The organism is Massilia arenae, from assembly GCF_008014745.1.
GTDB lineage: Bacteria > Pseudomonadota > Gammaproteobacteria > Burkholderiales > Burkholderiaceae_D > Telluria > Telluria arenae.
This window is the reverse complement of the sequence record NZ_VPFD01000001.1, coordinates 241,417-259,746: the sequence shown is the minus strand read 5'-3', so window position 1 is coordinate 259,746 and position 18,330 is coordinate 241,417. Positions and strand designations below refer to the sequence as shown.

Annotated in this window: 16 protein-coding genes; 11 read left to right on the top strand and 5 right to left on the bottom strand. The window is 68.6% G+C overall.

The window, feature by feature from the left end; translation table 11 throughout:
- Nucleotides 1-31 precede the first annotated feature (31 nt).
- On the bottom strand, nucleotides 32-955 hold the full coding sequence (locus tag FVD38_RS01265; protein ID WP_147933163.1) for a LysR family transcriptional regulator: 924 nt from the start codon (nucleotides 953-955) through the stop codon (nucleotides 32-34).
- Between the two features lie 108 nt (nucleotides 956-1,063).
- Here FVD38_RS01265 and curA point away from each other — a divergent pair, with 108 nt between their 5' ends.
- The gene (gene curA / locus FVD38_RS01260; protein WP_147933162.1) at nucleotides 1,064-2,077 is read left to right on the top strand and encodes an NADPH-dependent curcumin/dihydrocurcumin reductase; all 1,014 of its coding nucleotides are present in this window, start codon (nucleotides 1,064-1,066) and stop codon (nucleotides 2,075-2,077) included.
- 17 nt (nucleotides 2,078-2,094) lie between these two features.
- On the opposite strand, the gene FVD38_RS01255 is transcribed toward curA, so the two are convergent.
- On the bottom strand, nucleotides 2,095-2,934 hold the full coding sequence (locus FVD38_RS01255) for a restriction endonuclease (protein WP_187271446.1): 840 nt from the start codon (nucleotides 2,932-2,934) through the stop codon (nucleotides 2,095-2,097).
- Between the two features lie 202 nt (nucleotides 2,935-3,136).
- Between FVD38_RS01255 and FVD38_RS01250 the strand changes: the two genes are divergently transcribed.
- Together FVD38_RS01250 and FVD38_RS01245 are read left to right on the top strand one after the other, a co-directional pair.
- On the top strand, nucleotides 3,137-5,080 hold the full coding sequence (locus FVD38_RS01250) for a PAS domain-containing hybrid sensor histidine kinase/response regulator (protein ID WP_147933160.1): 1,944 nt from the start codon (nucleotides 3,137-3,139) through the stop codon (nucleotides 5,078-5,080).
- A gap of 61 nt (nucleotides 5,081-5,141) precedes the next feature.
- Nucleotides 5,142-5,567, top strand: a complete 426-nt coding sequence (locus FVD38_RS01245) for a DUF7684 family protein (protein WP_147933159.1) — start codon at nucleotides 5,142-5,144, stop codon at nucleotides 5,565-5,567.
- Between the two features lie 18 nt (nucleotides 5,568-5,585).
- Here FVD38_RS01245 and FVD38_RS01240 read toward each other — a convergent pair whose 3' ends face one another.
- Nucleotides 5,586-6,002, bottom strand: coding sequence for a DUF1810 domain-containing protein (locus tag FVD38_RS01240; protein WP_147933158.1), 417 nt, complete (start codon nucleotides 6,000-6,002; stop codon nucleotides 5,586-5,588).
- 65 nt (nucleotides 6,003-6,067) lie between these two features.
- On the opposite strand from FVD38_RS01240, the gene FVD38_RS01235 reads away from it, so the two are divergent.
- From FVD38_RS01235 to FVD38_RS01225, 3 genes are all read left to right on the top strand, one after another.
- Nucleotides 6,068-6,280: a DUF3820 family protein gene (locus FVD38_RS01235; protein WP_147933157.1), complete on the top strand. Its 213-nt coding sequence runs from the start codon at nucleotides 6,068-6,070 to the stop codon at nucleotides 6,278-6,280.
- Nucleotides 6,281-6,362: 82 nt separating this feature from the next.
- Nucleotides 6,363-6,761, top strand: a complete 399-nt coding sequence (locus FVD38_RS01230) for a response regulator transcription factor (RefSeq protein ID WP_123071992.1) — start codon at nucleotides 6,363-6,365, stop codon at nucleotides 6,759-6,761.
- Between the two features lie 110 nt (nucleotides 6,762-6,871).
- Entirely contained in the window at nucleotides 6,872-8,140 is a 1,269-nt protein-coding gene (locus FVD38_RS01225; protein ID WP_147933156.1) for a hypothetical protein, read from the top strand.
- 21 nt (nucleotides 8,141-8,161) lie between these two features.
- On the opposite strand, the gene FVD38_RS01220 is transcribed toward FVD38_RS01225, so the two are convergent.
- Nucleotides 8,162-10,444, bottom strand: a complete 2,283-nt coding sequence (locus FVD38_RS01220) for an ATP-binding protein (RefSeq protein ID WP_147933155.1) — start codon at nucleotides 10,442-10,444, stop codon at nucleotides 8,162-8,164.
- Nucleotides 10,445-10,681: 237 nt separating this feature from the next.
- Between FVD38_RS01220 and ribA the strand changes: the two genes are divergently transcribed.
- The 3 genes from ribA (at nucleotide 10,682) to FVD38_RS01205 (ending at nucleotide 13,949) form a co-directional block, all read left to right on the top strand.
- Nucleotides 10,682-11,371 (top strand): GTP cyclohydrolase II, encoded by a 690-nt coding sequence (gene ribA, locus FVD38_RS01215; protein WP_147933154.1) that lies wholly within the window; start codon nucleotides 10,682-10,684, stop codon nucleotides 11,369-11,371.
- A gap of 83 nt (nucleotides 11,372-11,454) precedes the next feature.
- Nucleotides 11,455-12,930: a S1 family peptidase gene (locus tag FVD38_RS01210; protein WP_147933153.1), complete on the top strand. Its 1,476-nt coding sequence runs from the start codon at nucleotides 11,455-11,457 to the stop codon at nucleotides 12,928-12,930.
- Nucleotides 12,927-13,949 (top strand): FHA domain-containing protein, encoded by a 1,023-nt coding sequence (locus tag FVD38_RS01205; protein WP_147933152.1) that lies wholly within the window; start codon nucleotides 12,927-12,929, stop codon nucleotides 13,947-13,949. The genes FVD38_RS01210 and FVD38_RS01205 overlap by 4 nt, the downstream gene beginning before the upstream one ends.
- A gap of 5 nt (nucleotides 13,950-13,954) precedes the next feature.
- Here the strand turns inward: FVD38_RS01205 and FVD38_RS01200 are convergent, their stop codons facing one another.
- Complete coding sequence (locus FVD38_RS01200) at nucleotides 13,955-16,381, bottom strand: hybrid sensor histidine kinase/response regulator (protein ID WP_187271444.1); 2,427 nt, start codon at nucleotides 16,379-16,381, stop codon at nucleotides 13,955-13,957.
- 131 nt (nucleotides 16,382-16,512) lie between these two features.
- On the opposite strand from FVD38_RS01200, the gene FVD38_RS01195 reads away from it, so the two are divergent.
- Both FVD38_RS01195 and FVD38_RS01190 read left to right on the top strand, forming a co-directional pair.
- The gene (locus FVD38_RS01195) at nucleotides 16,513-17,583 is read left to right on the top strand and encodes a sensor histidine kinase (protein WP_229493331.1); all 1,071 of its coding nucleotides are present in this window, start codon (nucleotides 16,513-16,515) and stop codon (nucleotides 17,581-17,583) included.
- Complete coding sequence (locus FVD38_RS01190; RefSeq protein WP_147933149.1) at nucleotides 17,571-18,296, top strand: LytR/AlgR family response regulator transcription factor; 726 nt, start codon at nucleotides 17,571-17,573, stop codon at nucleotides 18,294-18,296. The genes FVD38_RS01195 and FVD38_RS01190 overlap by 13 nt, the downstream gene beginning before the upstream one ends.
- Nucleotides 18,297-18,330 lie beyond the last annotated feature (34 nt).

Below are 18,330 nucleotides of genomic sequence, written 5' to 3'. Positions count from 1 at the left end.
AGTTTTTGTTTTCTGGTAATAAGTGGACAAGCTAACGGCGATTATACGCAACCGGACCGGATTCGCGCCGTCCCGATCGGGCAGCCTCGGGATACGCCAGATTCTGCAGGCTCTGCTGCAGCAAGTCGATGGTCTTGAGCAGCGGTTCGCTCTGGCGCCGGAGCGCGAACAGGCCGAAGCGCGCCATGATCGGCGGATCGCCTTCGTCCGCCAGCGCCAGGATGCGCATCGTGTCGGGATTGATGCATTCGGGCGGCAGCAGCGCCACGCCCAGGCCGCTTTCGACGGCGGCCACGACGGCGCTGATGTTCTGGCTGCTGAGCGAGATGCGAAAGTCGCGGCCGGCCCGCGCCAGCGCATCGAACATGGTCCGGCGCCACGAGCACGGTTCGGCGAACACGACCAGGTCGAGCGGCGCCTGCGGATCCGGCGCCTCGTCGATCGCGCAAGCCCAGCGCAGTTCGACCGCCCACGACTGGAGCGGCTCGGCATCGAAGGCCGAACACGCCCCGACCGCGATATCGAGCCCGCCTTCGCGCCAGCGCGTGGCCAGCGCCTCGCCGTGGTCGACGAAGATTTCCAGCTGCAGTTGCGGGCAGGCGCGGCGCAGGCGCCCGAGCGCGGCAGGCAGCGCAGCCACCGCGATGTCGTCGGACAGGCCTACCCGCACTGTGCCGCTCAGCGCGCGCTCGCCCAGGCGGGCGGCGACGGTCTCGCCCAGCGCCAGGATGCGGGTCGCGTAGCTGAGGAACAGTTCGCCATCGGTGGTGGGCACCACGCCGCGCCCGGTGCGGTGCAGCAGGCGCTTGCCCAGCAATTGCTCGAGACGGCGGATCTGCGTACTGAGGGCGGACTGCGCCCTGCCTGCCTGCTCGGCCGCGCGGCTCAGGCTGCCGTATTGACAGACCGAGACGAAGGCGCGCAGCAATAAAGGATCGAATGCGTCGGATATCATGTGAGGATTAAGTCTGAATGCTGGATTGCAGTCTAGCGATATACCCGAGGCCTGTCTATCCTGTTGCCATCCGATCGATTCCCGATCGCCTCATGGAGAACGACCATCATGCATGCACCGCTCAACCACCGCATTGTCCTCGCCTCGCATCCCGATGGACGGCCAGTTCCCGCGAACTTCCGTCTCGAGACCGCCCCGATTCCCGAACCGCAAGAAGGCGAACTGCTGCTCGAGATCCTGTACCTGTCGCTCGACCCGTATATGCGTACCCGGATGAATGCCGAAGGCACGTATGCAGACGCGGTCCCGCTCGGCACGGTCATGCTGGGCGGCACGGTGGCGCGGGTGAAACAATCGCGCAATCCCGCCTGGCAAGAGGGTGAGATCGTCCTGTCCTTCTCCGGCTGGCAGCGGTATGCGATCTCGGATGGCAGCCAGCTGCGCCGCATCGATCCCGCGATCGCACCGATCTCGACCGCGCTCGGCGTCCTCGGGATGCCCGGCTTCACCGCCTACGTAGGCCTGCTGGACATCGGCCGTCCCGCGCCGGGCGAAACCGTGGTGGTCGCCGCAGCCAGCGGCGCGGTCGGATCGGCCGTCGGCCAGATCGCCCGCATCAAGGGTGCGCGCGCGGTCGGCATTGCCGGCGGCCCGGACAAATGCGCCTTCGCCAGGGACGTACTCGGCTTCGATGCGGTCGTCGATCATCACGCACCGGATTTCGCCAAGCAGCTGGCGCGGGCTTGCCCGGACGGGATCGACGTCTATTTCGAGAACGTGGGCGGCAAGGTGCTGGAGGCGGTCAAGCCCCTGCTCAACGACTTCGCCCGCATCCCCGTGTGCGGCCTGATCGCCGAGTACAGCGACGCCGGCGCGGCCGCATCGATCAGCCTCGGCGACACCTTGTTCAAGAGCCTGACCGTGCGCGGCTTCATCCAGACCGAATTCGTGGAACGGCGCGAGGCGGCTTTCCTGCAAGAGGCCTCGCAATGGATCAGGGACGGCCTGCTGCGCTATCGCGAAGACGTGGTCGATGGCCTGGAACAGGCGCCGCAAGCCCTGATTGGGATGCTGGACGGGAAAAACTTCGGCAAGCTGGTCGTGCGTGTCAGCGGCGACTGAGCAGCACGCGATACGGCTCAGGCGCGCATCGGCAGCGTGCTCTTGCAGGCCGGGTAGTGGCGGCACCCCCAGAACCGCCCGCGCTGGCTGTCGCGCGCCAGCATTTTGACGCCGCACGAGGGGCAGCTCGGCGTCAGGTAGTCGCCGTCAAAAGCGAATGCCAGCAGCGCATCCTGCTGGTCCTGCGGCAGGGCCAGGATTTTCTTCTCGAACGCGGCGCCGTCGAGCAGCTGGATCGGATTGGCCGCGCCGAACGCGAGCGCATCCTTGCTGTAGGTCGCTGTGGTGATGAAGATGCCCCGCCCTACACCGGCATGCACCATGCTGCCCAGCAGCTCGCGGATTTCCTTCACGCCGACCTGCCGCCCCTGCCACGCCTTGCACTGGACGACCGCCAGCGGCCGCGCCGGATCGTTCTTGAACAGCTTGACGTCGATGCCGCCATCCGGGCCGGCGGCCAGCGTCTCGGTCGCGAATCCCTGCGCCGCGTAATACCTGGCGCACAGCAACTCGAAACGCTTCCATTCCAGCGTACGCAGCGCCTCCAGCGACCACGCAGCCGGGACGGCCCTGGCCTGCGCCGACGCCGAGGCCGAACTTGCGGGCATGCGCGCGCGGCCCTTGCGCCAGCGCGCTCGCAGGGCGGACAGCAGAGCCAACGCACCGAAGCCAGACAAGGCGATCCAGGACAGCGGCCCCACCAGCGTCTTTACATCCGCGAACGGGGAGCCATCACGGATGAACGCCGGCAGCGCCCAACGGATGGCGACGAATGCCACCAGCGCCAGCACGGCGCTGACCTGCCACGGCAGCATGACCAGATCGCCGGCCAGCGTTTGTTTCCTGCGCCTTCCCATGCCTGCCTCATCGATACGAACAATATTCGATGATAGCGGAGAAGCCGCAGGCAATTGCGCGACTATTGAGCGATTACCAGCCATGCATACAAGGACTGTGACGGCGTCAATTGTCCTTCTCAGTTGCCCACTTCAATTGTCCGTTTAGCACGCCCGCTTCTGCCCTATAATTCCGGCTCCTTCCACCGGTTTTCGGGCGACGATGCTCTCTGCTACCCTGTTCGAATCAGCCTTCAACAGCTCGCCCTTCGGGCACTACCTGCTGTCGCCTACGCCTGACGCGATGATCCTTGCCGTCAACGATGCCTTTCTCAAGGCCTCGTCGCGCACCCGCGAGGAGCTGGTCGGGGTCAGCCTGTTCAAGGCCTTTCCGGGCAACCCCGACGATCCGGACGATACCGGCGAAGCGGACCTGCGCGCCTCGCTCGACAAGGTGCGCGCGACCGGCCTGCCGGACACCCTGCCGGCGGTGCGCTATCCGATTCCCGTATTGCTGCCCAACGGCCAGACGGTGTTCGAGGAGCGCTTCTGGACCTCGACCAGCACCCCGATCTTCGGCCCCGGCGGGGAGCTGGTCTGCATCTCGCACAGCAATAGCGACGTCACCGCCCAGGTACGCTCGGAGGCCGCCGTGCGCGAAAGCGAGAAGCGCTTCCGCGCGCTGACCAATGCGACGGCCGAAGTCATCTATCGCATGAGCCCCGACTGGACCCAGCTGCGCCATCTCGAAGGGCGCGGCTTCCTGAAGGACACGGCCGACACCAACCGCTTCTGGCTCGAAGAGTACATCCCGCCCGAGGACCAGGGCCGGCTGCACCAGGCGATCGCGCGCGCCATCCGCGACGGCTCGGTATTCGAACTCGAGCACCGGGTGCGGCGCGCCGACGGCAGCTTTGGCTGGACCCAGTCGCGCGCGGTGCCGATGGTCGACGCCAGCGGGGCGATCTATGAATGGATCGGCGCCGCCAGCGACATCACCGAGCGCAAGGCGGCGGAAGAAAAGCTGCGCGAGGCCGACCGCCGCAAGGACGAATTCCTGGCCATGCTGGCGCACGAGTTGCGCAATCCCCTGGCGCCGATCGGCGCCGCGGCCGAGCTGCTGCAGCGCATGAAGCTGGACGAGACGATCATCAAGCGCACCAGCCAGATCATCGGGCGCCAGGTCGGCCACATGACGGGGCTGATCGACGACCTGCTGGACGTCTCGCGCGTCACGCGCGGCCTGGTCGAACTGGATACCGAACCGCTCGACGTCGGCGCCGTGCTGCACGAGGCGGTGGAGCAGGTCATGCCGCTGATCCAGGCGCGCCGCCACGACCTGGCGCTGCGCCTGCCGCCGGCGGGCACGCTGGTGGCAGGCGACCGCAAGCGCCTGGTGCAGGTGATCGCCAACCTGCTCAACAACGCCGCCAAGTACACGCCGGAAGACGGGCGTCTCGAGGTCGCATCGGTCGTCGACGCCGAACGGCGCCTGTGCATCGACGTGCTCGACAACGGCATCGGCATGGCGCCCGGGCTGGCGGCGCGCGCCTTCGAGCTGTTCGCCCAGGCCGAGCGCTCGTCGGACCGCTCCTCGGGCGGCCTGGGGCTGGGCCTGGCGCTGGTGAAAAGCCTGGTCGAGCTGCATGGCGGCACGGTGTCCTGCGACAGCGCCGGCCAGGGCCGCGGCAGCCGTTTCTCGGTCTGCCTGCCGTTGCCGGAGCCGCAGACCGACGCCGCCGCCCCGCCCCGCGCGCAGCTGCATAGCCCCGCGCAGCCGGAACCGCTGCGCGTGATGGTCGTGGACGACAACGTCGACGCGGCCGTCACCCTGTCGATGCTGCTCGAGTCGGGCGGCCACCGGCTCGCGGTGGAGCACGACGCGCTGCGGGCGCTGGACTGCGCGCGCCAGTTCAGGCCCCAGGCCTGCCTGCTCGACATCGGCCTGCCCGGGATCGACGGGCTGGAGCTCGCACGCCGCCTGCGCGCGCTGCCGGAAACGGCGGAGGCGATGCTGGTCGCCGTCACCGGCTACGGCCAGGCGCGCGACCGCGACCAGATCCTCGCGGCCGGCTTCGACCATCACCTGGTCAAGCCGATCGATACCGGGCGGCTGTACGCGCTGCTCGGCGCCTGCTGTCACACGCCGGCAGCCTCAGTCAGCTAGACCCTGGCACGATCGGCGCCGGGCGGCGATAATGCCGCCAACCTTTTCCGGCATCGACACCATGCAAGCACACAAAGCCCATTACCTGCAGCTGCGTCCCCATGACGCCCTGCCCGACCTCACGCACCTGGCGCCGTTCATGGCCGTGGTCGTGATCGACGACGACAGCGACGAGATGTGGCGCTGGGACGTCGCGCGCTGGCTGGTCGATTCCGGCTGCCGCTACATGCTGGCCTGGGGCAAGGAGTGCGCGAGCTGGAACGAGGCGGTCGAGGATGCCGCCCTGGAAGCGTTCGACTACGAAGACGTCGCGCCGGAACAGACGGTGCTGACGACGGCGCACGAGGACGACGACCTCGACGAAGTGTTCTGGTACGCCCGCCACCGCGCCAGTCACCCGGCACTGCGCTTTTCCACCGCGGTGATCCTGCACGTGGCCATGCGCGGCCGGCCCGACGAATTGCTGGCGCAGTTCGCCGACGCCTGAACGCCGTTCCGCGCGAATTTATACCCGCGCCAGCGTCTCCGGATCGGCCTCGCCGTCGAAATACTTGTCGATGCAGGCCTGGAACACGGCCTCGTCCGGCGCCACGTCGGCGAACAGGGTCATCGACGAGCGGAATTTCAGCTCGTCCGGATAGCCGAAGATCTCGTGCGCGGACGGCCCGTCGAGCGCGGCGACGATGCCGGCGCATTCGCGCAGGCGCCGGCCCAGCACCGGATGGGCCAGGTAGGCGGCGGCCTCGTCCTCGGAACCGATGGCATAGCGTTGCGCCATCTCGCTGCTGCCCAGCCCCTTAAACTGCGGAAAGACGAACCACATCCAGTGGCGGCGCTTGTGCCCGGCCCGCAATTCGGCCAGCACACCGGCGTAGACCGGCTCCTGCGCCTCGATGAAGCGCGTCAGGTTGAAGTCATCCATGACGTTTCCCTCCCCTTGTCATCGAAATGCTACAACGCCGTCGTTGTTTGCTAAAGTGCCGCACGATGAACGCCGAACACCTCTCCCTCCTCCTCGTCCGCGAAATGCCCTACGGTAAATATAAAGGGCGCAAGCTTGCCGACCTGCCGGGCCACTACCTTGGCTGGTTTGCGCGCGAAGGCTTCCCACGCGGAGAACTGGGCCAGTTACTGGCCCTGATGTACGAACTCGACCATAATGATTTGCGCGGCCTGCTCGATCCGCTGCGCAGGACATAGACTAGGCGATTCCTTCTAGCAATACACCCGCCAAAATCCTGCTGGGCATCGGTATAATCGAACATTCAACGAAGAATCCACCATGCTCAACGAACACGCTCCCGCGCCCCTGGTACTGGTGGTCGAGGATGACGACCACATTGCCCAGGTATTGCGTTTCATGCTCGAACGCCAGGGCTATCGCGTCACGCACCTGGCCGACGGACGCGCCGCGGGCGAGTACGTCGCCGCCAGTCCCGAGATTCCCGACCTGGTGCTGCTGGACGTGATGCTGCCCCATCTCGACGGCTTCGAAATCGTCGCCCTGGCCCGCGCGCGCGCCGGATGGGCGGCGGTGCCGATCCTCATGCTCACCGCCAAGAACACCGAGCGCGACACCGTGCGCGCGCTCGACGCCGGCGCCACCGACTTCGTCAGCAAGCCTTTCCAGCCGAACGAATTGCTGGCGCGCGTGCGGCGCCTGCTGCTGCCGGCCGACTGAAGCGATCCCGAGGCGTCCCGAAACGGGCGCTGCGAATCGCCCGGCTCGCTTACACTCGGGGCATGTCGCGCTCTAATTTTCTGCTTCCGCTTCTGCTGTCATCGCTGTCCTTGCCGGCCCAGGCAGCCACCTTGCTGCTGTGCCCCGGCGCCCCGCTCGCCTCGCCCGGCGCAGTAACCGAGGACTACACCACCGCCATGGGCGTGCGCATGCGCGCCATCGTCACCGAGGCGCCGGGCAAGCCCGATCCCGGCTGCCGCGCCATGCCGCTCAGGGTGGCCGCCAGCGGCGTCCAGGCCCTGCACTTCCTGCCACGGGACGCGGCGCCGGGCGACACGATCCTGCTGCGCGGCGAACAACGGGACAAGGTATTCACCGTCACCGGCCACACCCTGGGCGCGGAGCAGCCGCCGCCTGCTCCGGAACCGGGCCTGGCCACGCAAGGCCTCGAGGACGCGTCCGAGGTGCGCCGGCGCGCGCCGCGCGCCACCTGGGCCTGGAGCCCGAACGCCTGGCGCGAACGCGCCGACGACATGCTCGACTGGGCCGCCGGCGAGGGTCTGGGCGAGTTGTTCATCAATGTGCCGGTACGCGCCGGCGAAGTCGCCGAGCCGCGGGCATTGGCGGCCTTCGTGCGCCAGGCGGACAGCCGCGGCATCGCGGTGACCGCATTCGAGGAGGGGCCGGACCTGATCCTGCCGACCGTGCGCGCCGACGCCGTCGGCCGCATGCGCGCCTACGCCGCCTACAACGCACAGGCCGGCGCACAAGAGCGCCTGAAAGGCGTCCAGTTCGACGTCCAGCCCCAGCTGCTCGATCCCGACAAGCTGCCGGTGGCGGCGCGCGACGGCCACTACCTCGACCTGCTTGCCGCGCTGCGCAAGGCGGCCGGCAAGATGCGGCTCGAAGCCGTGGCGCCGGCTGCCTGGAGCGAAGAGGACACGCTGCTGCGCGGCCTGGCGCGCCATGTGGACGCGCTAACGGTGCGCAACTACCGCACCGACCCCGATGAAATCCGGCTTCACGCGGCGCCCTTCCTGGACTGGGGCGTCAGGCACGGCAAGCGGGTGCGCATCGCGCTCGAGGCCGGACCGGCCGGCACCGGCGTGGAACGCCACTACCGGCGCGTGGGGCCTGGCGACAAGGGCGACCTGCTGATGTTCGACCTGGGCGGGCAAAAGGTGCTGATGCTGCTGAAGGTGCCCGCGGCCCAGGACGAGGCGCAAGCCTATGCGCTGGCCGACCGCCGCGGCATCGCCGGCTCGGCCACCACCTTTCACTTCGACAAGCCCGCGCTGATGCGCCTGCTGCCGCAGCTGGAGCAATCCTTTGGCGCGTGGAAGAGCTTTGGCGGGATGGCGGTGCACGAGTTGCGCTAGTTCACAGGCGCCTGATCCCGCTTACCCCAGCGGCAACTCCACCGTAAACCGCGTCCCCATCCCGGCCCGGGTCTCGAAGCCGATCGTGCCGCCATGCTCCTCGACGATCGCCTTGCTGATGCTCAGTCCCAGCCCCGTGCCGCTGCGGCGGCGCGAGTCGGCGCCGTCGGCCTGGGCGAAGCGTTCGAACACGCGGCCCTGGAATGCAGGTGGGATGCCCGGCCCCTCGTCGGTTACACTCACGCGCGCCCAGCCTGGCCGCTGCGCCAGGCCCACCGTCACTGTCTTGCCGGACGGCGTGAACTTGATCGCGTTCGACAGCAGGTTGCTCAGCACCTGTACCAGGCGGTCGTGGTCGATCGCGGCCTGCACCCCTTCGGCGCCAGGTGGCAGATCGAGGCGCAGCGCGATGCCGGCCTGGCGCGCCTGGCCCTCCATCGTCTCGGCCGCGTGCCGCAGCACCGGCGCCAGCGGCTGCACGCTGCGCTGGTATTCCATCTGGCCCGCCTCGATCTTCTGGATGTCGAGCAGGTCGTTCACCATCCGCATCAGCCGCTCGCAGCTCTGGCTGGCGATGTGGATCAGCTTGGCCACGTCCGGCGGCAGCTCGCCGGCCATGCCGGTGTCGAGCAGCGACAGCGAGGCGTGGATCGAGGTGAGCGGCGTGCGCAGCTCGTGCGAGACGGTGGATACGAATTCGCTCTTCATGCGGTCGACCTTCTTGCGCTCGGAGATATCGTGCAGGAAGATACTGAAGAAGGCGTCGACGCCCTCGCCCGCCAGCGCCACCGTGGTCTCGACCGTGAATTCCGTGCCCTGGCGGTTGACCACGATCCGCTCCAGGCGCCGGTCATACGAAAACTCGACGCCCTGGTGGAAGCCCCGCAGCGCCTTGGCGATGCTGGCGCGGTAGCGCTCCGGCAGGATCATCTCGGCCAGTGGCCAGCCCACCGCGTCGTGACGGCTCCAGCCGAACATGCGTTCGGCGGCCGGATTCCAGTCGAGGATCATGCCGCGCTGGTCGGCCGCGATAAAGGCGTCCTGCGCCGCCCCGACAATGGTGGCCATGCGCTGCTCGCTGGCGCGCACCGAGGCCAGCGCGCGCTCCAGTTCCAGGGTGCGCTGCGCGACCCGCTGTTCGAGGGTGTCGTTCAGCGTCTGCAGTTCGGCGCGCCGGTCCACCAGGGCCGTCACCAGCGCATTGAGCGCGCCCGACAGCTGGCGCACCTCGGTGTAGCCGCGCCGCGCTGGCACCAGTTCCTGGCTGTCGCCGCGGCGCAGGCGGTCGGCCGACGCGGCCAGGGCCTGCAGGGGGCGCGTGATGCGGCGCGCCAGCAGCAGGCCGGCCAGCGAGAACAGCAGCGCCAGCGCGGCGCCGCTCCATAGCGCGCGTGCGCGCAGCTCGCGCACCGGGCGATAGGCGTCCTCGAGGTCCTGGCGCACCAGCACGTGCCAGCCCAGGCCCGGATAGTCGCCCACCGCGCGCGTGGCGGCGTAGCCGACCAGGTAGTCGCGTCCGTCGGGCCAACGCTCAACGGAGTAGCCGGTGCGCCCCTGCCGCGCCTGGCCCAGGCTGGCCAGGTCGACCTTGCTGTCCTGCAGGTCCTCGGGTCCCAGCAGCACCACGCCCTCGGCGCTGACGATCAGGGCCTGCACCCGGTTGCGCGCCTGCACCGGCACGATGATCGAGCGCTCGACGTCGCGCGCCCATTCCCACGACAGGTGGGTGCCCAGCACCCCGGCCGGCTTGCCGTCCGCGTCCAGCCAGGGAAAGGCGACGTCGACGAAGCGGCGCGGCTCTCCTTCCTGCACCGGCAGCAGCTTGGCCAGCAGCACCGCCTCGTGCACGTCGCCGACATAGGTGCCCTCGAGGGCGTTGATGAACCACGGCCGCTTGGCGACGTTCTTCCCTTCCAGCAGGCCGCGCGCCTCGACCAGCACCGTGCCGTCGAGGGCCGCCATGCCGATCCACTCATAGTAGCCGTAGGTCGACTGCATGTCGCCCAGGATGCGGCGCCGTTCGGCATGCGAGGTGCCGGGGGCCACCAGGTCGCCCCGGCGCGCCATCAGCCGCACCTCGCGATAGCGCTCGTACATGCCGCGATCGAGCTTGTCGGCGGTCTGCATCGCCATCTCGCCCAACCCGGCGCCGATGGTGCTCTTGACCTGGGCGGTCGCGAAGCGCTCGACCACCTCGACCAGCAGCAGGGTCAGGACCACGGTCAACAGCGAAAATGCGAGCGCCAGCCAGGCGCCGAGGCCGCGCGGGGTCAGGCTGGTGGGGAAGCGGGGGAGAATCGGCATGCGTCACCTGGAATTATTTTTTTGCCAGCGTATCACGGGCATCCCGGCCTCCTGCAAGAAGAGACTTGGTCAATCGTGTGTCACGACCGGATTCCATTCACCGCGCATAGGCAGTGTTGGTTCCTGCTTACGGTAGAGTGCCCGGCGGCGGCGGCCGAAAAGCGGGTGATTCCGCACGGCCATGCCCGATTTCCGGTAAACTTGAAGGCTATAAGTACATCGATTGGAAACACCGTCATGCAAGCCACCGCCGCCGCACTCACCCCGCCTTCCCTGCTGGACTATGCCACCTCGTGCGCGCTGCCGACGCCGTGGGCCCAGTTCACGCTGCACGCCTGGGTCGAGCCGGCCACCGGCAAGGAACACCTGGCGATGGCCCTGGGCGACCTGTCGACCGGCGAGCCAGTGCTGGCACGGGTGCATTCCGAATGCCTCACCGGCGACGTGATGTTCTCGCAGCGCTGCGACTGCGGCGCCCAGCTCGAAGGCGCGCTGCAGCGCATCGCCGAGGAAGGCCGCGGCATCCTGCTCTACCTGCGCCAGGAGGGCCGCGGCATCGGCCTGGTCAACAAGATCCGCGCCTACCGCCTGCAGGAAGCCGGCGCCGACACGGTCGAGGCCAACCTGCAGCTGGGCTTTCATGCCGATGCCCGCAACTACGAGCTGTGCCGGCCGATGCTGGAGCAGTTCGGCATCAAGTCGGTGCGCCTGATGACCAATAACCCACGCAAGATCGACGCCCTGAACCGCATCGGCGTCACCGTCGCCGAGCGCGTGCCGCTGCTGGTCAACCGCAATGCCTACAACAACAGCTACCTGAATACCAAGCAGGCCAAGCTGGGCCACATGATGGCGCCGCTGACCGCCGTCGAACAGGGCGAGCAGGCCTTGGTCGAACCCGCCAAAGCGCCGTCATCGGCATCGTAATTGCGTGCAAACGTGCGCTAACGCGCGCAACGCTCGTTGATCCGGTGGCAAGATAGCATCTCATACTGCCATCAAACTATTGCATGAAACGAGCTGTCCTGGCATTCCTGCTGACCTGCACCGCCATCGGCGCCGCCCTCGAGGCGACGTCGCCGCCGGCCGCTGCCCAGCCCCAGCCGCAGAACCTGGCCCAGAATCTTACGCAACCCGCCCCGCGCGCGTCTCAGAACACGGCCGGCGCCGGGGCCGCCGTCGGCGCGCCGCAGATGCCGGTCGATACCGCGCCGGCGGCCACGCCGAACGCGCCGCTGCCGGGCGAGACCGAGACCCAGGACGCCCTGCCCGAACCGTCGCTGGCGGCCCAGGACCTGTACGACTCCGCGCGCGGCGACCTGCTTCAAATCCGCATGCTGCTCAAGAACGGCCGCACCCAGTCGACGGTCGGCTCGGGCTTCCTGGTCGGCACCAGCAATCTGGCGCTGACCAATTACCACGTGGTGTCGCAGATGGCGCTCGACCCTGGCATCTATACGGCCGAATACATCGATACCGACGGCAATACCGGCCCGGTCGAGCTGATGGCGGTCGACGTGCTGCACGACCTGGCCGTGGTGCGCATCAACCGCAACGGCAGCGGCTTCTTCAAGGTGCCCGAGCAGCCGGTGCGGCTGCGCCAGGGGCAGCGCCTGTACTCGCTCGGCAATCCTCTCGACCTGGGCTTCGCGATCTCGGAAGGCGCCTATAACGGCGTGCTCACGCGCAGCTTCTACGACCGCCTGATCTTTTCCGGCCCGATCAACTCGGGCATGAGCGGCGGGCCGAGCGTGACCGCCAGCGGCACGGTGGCCGGCATCAACGTCTCGCGCCGGCGCGACGGCGAATCGGTCAGCTTCCTGGTGCCGGTCAAGCATGCGCAGGAACTGCTGCGCAAGGTGGCCGAGCAGGCCGCCCCGCCGGCCGACTTCAATCCCCTGATCGGCAAGCAGCTGCTGGCGCACCAGGGCAGCATGGTCGACAAGCTGCTCGAGGAACCCCTCACGCTCAAGGGCATGGGCCAGTACCTGGTGCCGGTGCGCGAATCGGGCGAGGTGCGCTGCTGGGGACGATCGAATGCCCGCGGCGCGGTCTACAGCACCGACTCGATGAGCTGCGTGATGCAGTCGGCGGTGTTCGTGTCGGACGTGCAGCAGACCGGCAACGTGGCCATGACCCACCAGTACATCCGCAGCGGCACCATGGATCCGATGCGCTTCGCGACGCTCGCCAGCGACACCTTCCAGGTCAACAACCTGGGCAGCACTGGCGATCCGCGCCTGACCAAGCCGTTCTGCACCGAGCGCTTCGTGCACACCCGCAGCCTGCCGATGCGGGCAGTCACCTGCGTGCGCGCCTACCGCAAGTTCGAGGGCCTGTACAACTTCACCCTGCTCACGGCCAGCACGGACGCCTCGCAATCGAGCCTGCAGAGCCGCCTGGACGTGTCCGGCGTCTCCTACGAAAACGGCCTGCGCGTCACGCGCGCCTACCTGGGCGCCTTCGGGCGTAGCGGACGGCGATGAGCGAACACACCAGCCAGCCATTGGACAAGGCGACGAGCACGCCGGCCGGCGCACCGGCGCGCACCGAGTCGCTGCGCGGTCCGTGGACCATCGAGACGCTGGCCCGCAACGGCGAGGTGCTGCACCGCCATCGCGTGGCGGCGCTGCCGATCCGCATGGGCCGCGCCTACGACAACGACTTCATCGTCGACGACGATTATGCGGCCGGCCACCACGCCGTGGTCGAGGCCGGGCCGGACGGACGGCTGCGGCTGCGCGACCTGGGCAGCCGCAACGGCATCGTGCACAAGAGCCGGCGCATCAAGGACGAACTGGCGATCGACGGCGACACCGTGGTGCGCATGGGCCACACCTCGCTGCGCATCCGCGGCGCCGCGCACCGGGTCGCGCCGGAGCTGGTCGACCGCACCATGCACGGCTGGGAGGGCATGCTGCCGGGCGGCGCCGGCATCGTGCTGGCCGTCCTGGCGGCGCTGCTGGTGGCCTGGCTGACCGACGACAGCAACGACCTTGAACGCTACGCCCTGTTCCCGGCCGCGGCCGGCGGCATCGGCCTGGCATGGGCCGGCCTGTGGGCCTTCGGCAACCGCCTGTTCGGGCGCCGCGCGCGCCTCGGACGCCACCTGTTCATCTATGGCTGCGCGCTGGCGGCGCTGGTGGGCGTGCGCCTGCTGGCCAGCGTGGTGGCCTATGCCTGGTCGCTCGAGTGGCTGACCGCCTACGCCTCGCACGCCGCGGTGGCGACGGTGGCGGTGGCGGTCTACTTCCACCTCGCCACCGTGACGCCGCAGTACCGGCGCCGCCTGCGCCTGGCCTGCGGCGCGCTGGCGCTCCTGGTGTCGGGTCTGATCCTGGCCGGGAATATGCAGCGCCACGGCCGCACCGCCGACGAGCTGTACATGCCGGTGCTGCTGCCGCCCGAGCTGCGCGCCAGCCCGGACGTGCCGGTAGCCGATTACATCGACCAGGTCGGGGCGATGAAGAAAGAGATCGACGCCGAGCGCAATAGCGGCAACTGAGCGCGCTAGCCTAGCTGGCGCATAAGGCGGCTCACCGACTCGGCCGCAATCGGCTTGGTGAAGTGGTGGTCGAAACCGGCTTCGCGCGCGCGCGCCTGGTCTTCTTCCGAACCCCAGCCGGTGACGGCAACGAGAGTCGTGTGCGCCAGCGCCGGCATGGCGCGCAGCCGGGTCGCCAGCTCGTAGCCGGTCATGCCCGGCATGCCGATGTCGAGGAAGGCGATGTCGGGCGTGAACTCGCTTACCAGCGCCAGCGCGTCGCGGCCATTGGTCGCGGTACGGATCTCGTGGGCGTTCATCTGCAGCAGCAGCGACAGGCTCTCGGCGGCATCGGTATTGTCATCCACCACCAGGATGCGGAAGCTGCGGCGCGGGACCGCACGCTGCTCTTGCCGCAGTTCCTGCACGGCCTCGTCCGGCCCGGCATCGGGACGCGCGCCGAGCGGCAGGCGCACGGTGAAGGTGCTGCCCTGGCCGGCGCCGGCGCTGTGCACCGCGATGGCGCCGCCGTGCAGGGCCACCAGCTGGCGCACCAGCGACAGGCCGATGCCCAGCCCGCCCTGGGCCAGGCCGCCATGGTCGCCGACCTGGCTGAACATCTCGAAGATCGCCTCCTGGTGCTCGGGCAGGATGCCGACGCCGCTGTCGCTCACGCCAATCACCGCCTCGCCCGCATCCTTGCGCACTTCCAGGCGGATGTCGCCGCCGGGCGCAGTGTACTTGGCGGCATTGGTCAAGAGGTTGCTCACCACCTGGGCGATGCGGGTCGGATCGACGTCCAGCAGCAGCGCTTCCGGCCACAGGATGACCTCGAGCCGGTGGCGCGCGCCCTGGATGACCGCCGTGCTGGTCTCCACCGCGCTCGTCACTACCCGGTTGAGGTCGACCAGCTGCTTGCGGATCTCGATCTTGCCGCTGCTGACGCGGGCGACGTCGAGCAGGTCGTCGACCAGGTGCGACAGCTGGTGGGTCTGGCGTTCGAGCATTTCGCGCACGCGCGCCATGGTGTCGGGACTGTCGGCGCGCAGGCGCATGATCTCGAGGCCGGTGCGGATGGTCGCCATCGGATTGCGCAGCTCGTGCGCCAGCACCGCCAGGAATTCGCTCTTGCGCCGGCTCGCTTCCGAGGCCTCGCGGGCCAGGCGTCGCATGTCTTCCTCGATGCGCTTGCGTTCGCTGGTGTCGCGGAACACCAGCGCCACCTGGCGCGCCTCGGGCGCGCCGATGCGCGAGGCATTGACCTCGAACCAGCGTTCGAGCTTCGGCGAGTATTCCTCGAACAGGATCGACTCGCCGGTGCGCGCCACCGCGCCGTAGCGCTCCAGCCAGACCGATTCGAGACCGGGCGCCAGCTCGTGCACCGAGCGTCCCCTGGCGTCGGGAATGCCGCTCTGGATCGCGAACATCGGGTTCACTTCGAGGAACACCAGGTCGATGGGCGCGCCGCCGGCATCGAACGTCACCTCCAGGATGCAGAAGGCTTCGTCGACTTCCTCGAACAGCTTGCGGTATTTTTCCTCGGATTCGCGCAAGGCCGCCTCGGTGCGCTTGACGCGGTCGATGTCGGTGACCACCGAGACCTGGCCGTCGATCTTGCCGTCGGCATCGACGATCGGCACCGAGCTGATATGAGTCCAGATTTCGCGGCCGTCATCGGCGCGATACAAGGCTTCCATCCCCGGCACCACGCGCTCGCCGCGCAGGGCGCGCGCACCAGGGAAGTCCCCGGCCGCCACCGGCTTGCCGGCGCCATCGAGCACCGTCCAGCGCGCGAGGCGCTGCGCGTCGCGCGAGGGCATGAAGCGGGTCGGCACGTAGCGCCGCATCTCATCGTTGGCCAGCACGACCGCACCAATGGTATCGGTCACGGCCACGCCGACCGGCAGGCTGTCGAACACCGCCGACAGGCGCGCATCGCTCGCCCGCCGCGCCGCCTCGGCGCGCTGCGCCTCGAGCACGCGGCCGGTGGTCTCGACGGCGGTATGCACGAAGCCCTTGACCTCGCCGGCCAGGCTGCGCAAGGGAATATACGATGCGGTGAACCAGCGCTGGCACTCGTCGTCGCCCGGCGGAAGCACGACGCACAAGTCCTCGACCTGGCCGGAACGGCCCGCCATGGCGGCGTCGGCCAGCGGCGCGACGTCCGGCCACAGGGTGGGCATCACCTCGCTCAGCGGCTTGCCCAGCGCGGCGGGATGGGCCGCGCCCAGCAACTGCGCATAGGCGTCGTTGTAGAGCATCAGGTATTGGCCGGTCCAGCACACCAGCGTAGGATAAGGCGCATCGAGCATCAGGTCGAGCGCCACCCGCAGCTCGACTGGCCAGGCGTCCGGCTCGCCCATGGGAGTGGCAGACCAGTCGTGGGCGGTGAGCAGTGTCCGCATCCGCTGCCGCTTGTCGGAATCGTCGCTGTGATGGCCAGGAATGTTCATGGCCCATTGTCGCATGATGGACTTGCACAGACGGCAATCGTCACGAATTGTCACATTTGCCACGATTTGGCGTTTTGACAATCGCCGGCCGATGCACGATGATCGAATCTTTCTCAGACAGAACGCCATCCGTGCCCACTTCTTCACAGCGCGCAAACCGAAGCCTCGTCGTCGCCGGCATCGCCTGGGTCTTGTTCTGGTCCTTGATGGTGCTGGTCGCGATGGAAGATTATCGGCGCGACGGCGGCGCCGCGCTCTGGCAGCCGATGTTGTGGGAGACCTCGTCGGCGGTGGTGGCGACCATCCTGTTCCTGATCCAGCGCCGCTTCAGCCGTGGCGACGATGCGCTGGTTGCCACTCCCCGGCGCTGGTTCGGTCGGCAACTGCGCTGGCTGCCGCTGTACTGGTTCGGCTTCACGCCGATCGTGTTCGCGATCCGCCACGGCATCTATGCGCTGGCCGGCGCCCGCTACGAGCACCAACCCTGGTCCGACGTATTCGTCTACGAGGCGCTCAAGATCTCGGTGTTCTTCGGCCTGTTCACGACGATCGGATTCGGTCTCTTGTCCTACCGCGAGATGATGAAGGAAAGGGTGCGCGCCGAGCAGGCCGGCGCCCTGCTGCGAGAAGCCCAGCTCGAACGCCTGACGCGCCAGATGCAACCGCACTTCCTGTTCAATGCGCTGAACACGATTTCCTCCCTGATGCATACCGACGTAGCGCGCGCCGACGCCACGCTGGTGCGGCTGGCCGACGTGCTGCGCGCCACCCTTGCCTTGGGCGAGCGGCCGCAGGCGCGCCTGCGCGATGAGTTGCGCCTGGCCCAGGGCTATGCGGCGGCAATGGCCGAGCGCTTCGAGGGACGCGTGACGCTGGCCTGGGACGTCGACCCGGCCGCGCTGGACGTCATGCTGCCCGCCATCAGCCTGCAACCGCTGCTCGAGAACGTGTTCAAGCACACGGTCGGACGGCGTCGCGAGGCGACCGCGATCCGGGTCGCGGCTACAGTCGACGGTGACGCCCTGGTGGTGCGGGTCGACGACGACGGCGGCGTGCTGGACGAGTCAGGCACGCCCGGCATCACGGTGACGAACCTGCGCACGCGGCTGACGGCCCTGCACGGAGAAAGCGCGGGCCTGGCCTTGATCGCCCTGAAGCCCGCCGGCGTGCGCGCGGAAATGAGGCTGCCATGCACCTGCTGATCGTCGACGACGAACGCCCGGCGCGCGAGCGGCTGCGCCGCATGCTGGCGCTTGAAGCTGGCATCGGCCCGGTGCGCGAAGCGGCCGATGGCGTCGAGGCCTTGCGCATGGTCGAGAGCGAGCGACCGGATGCGCTGCTGCTCGATATCGAGATGCCGGAACTGTCGGGCATCGACCTGGCCGCCTCGCTGCCGGCGCCGGCGCCGCTGGTGGTGTTCGTCACCGCCCACGAGGATTATGCGCTGCGCGCCTTCGACAGCGAAGCGGTCGACTATCTGCTCAAGCCCTTCGACCAGGCCCGCCTGCAGCGGGCGCTCGAACGGCTGCGCGCGCGCCTGGCGGCGCCGATGCAGGCGGCGGCGCCGCTAGCCAGTGCGCCGCGCCAGCTGCTGGTGAGCGAACGCGGGGCGACCCGCGTGGTGCAGGTGGCCGATATCGAGTGGCTCGAGACGGCCGATAACTATGTGGCGCTGCACACCTCCGCCGGCGCCCCGCTGCTGCGCCAGACCCTCGGCGCCCTGCTCGGCCAGCTCGGTCCCGCCTTCGTGCGCTGCCACCGGCGCGCGGCAGTAAGCCTGTCGGCCGTCGCGCGCCTCGAGCCGCTCGACAAGGGCGATTGCGAGCTGGTGCTGCGCAGCGGCGCGCGGGTGCCATGCAGCCGCCAGTACCGTCCCGCCCTGCTGGAGCGCCTGGGCCCTGCTCGCCCCATGTAAGACCCGGTTCGCCCCCTGGCGCTGGCCTCTTGCC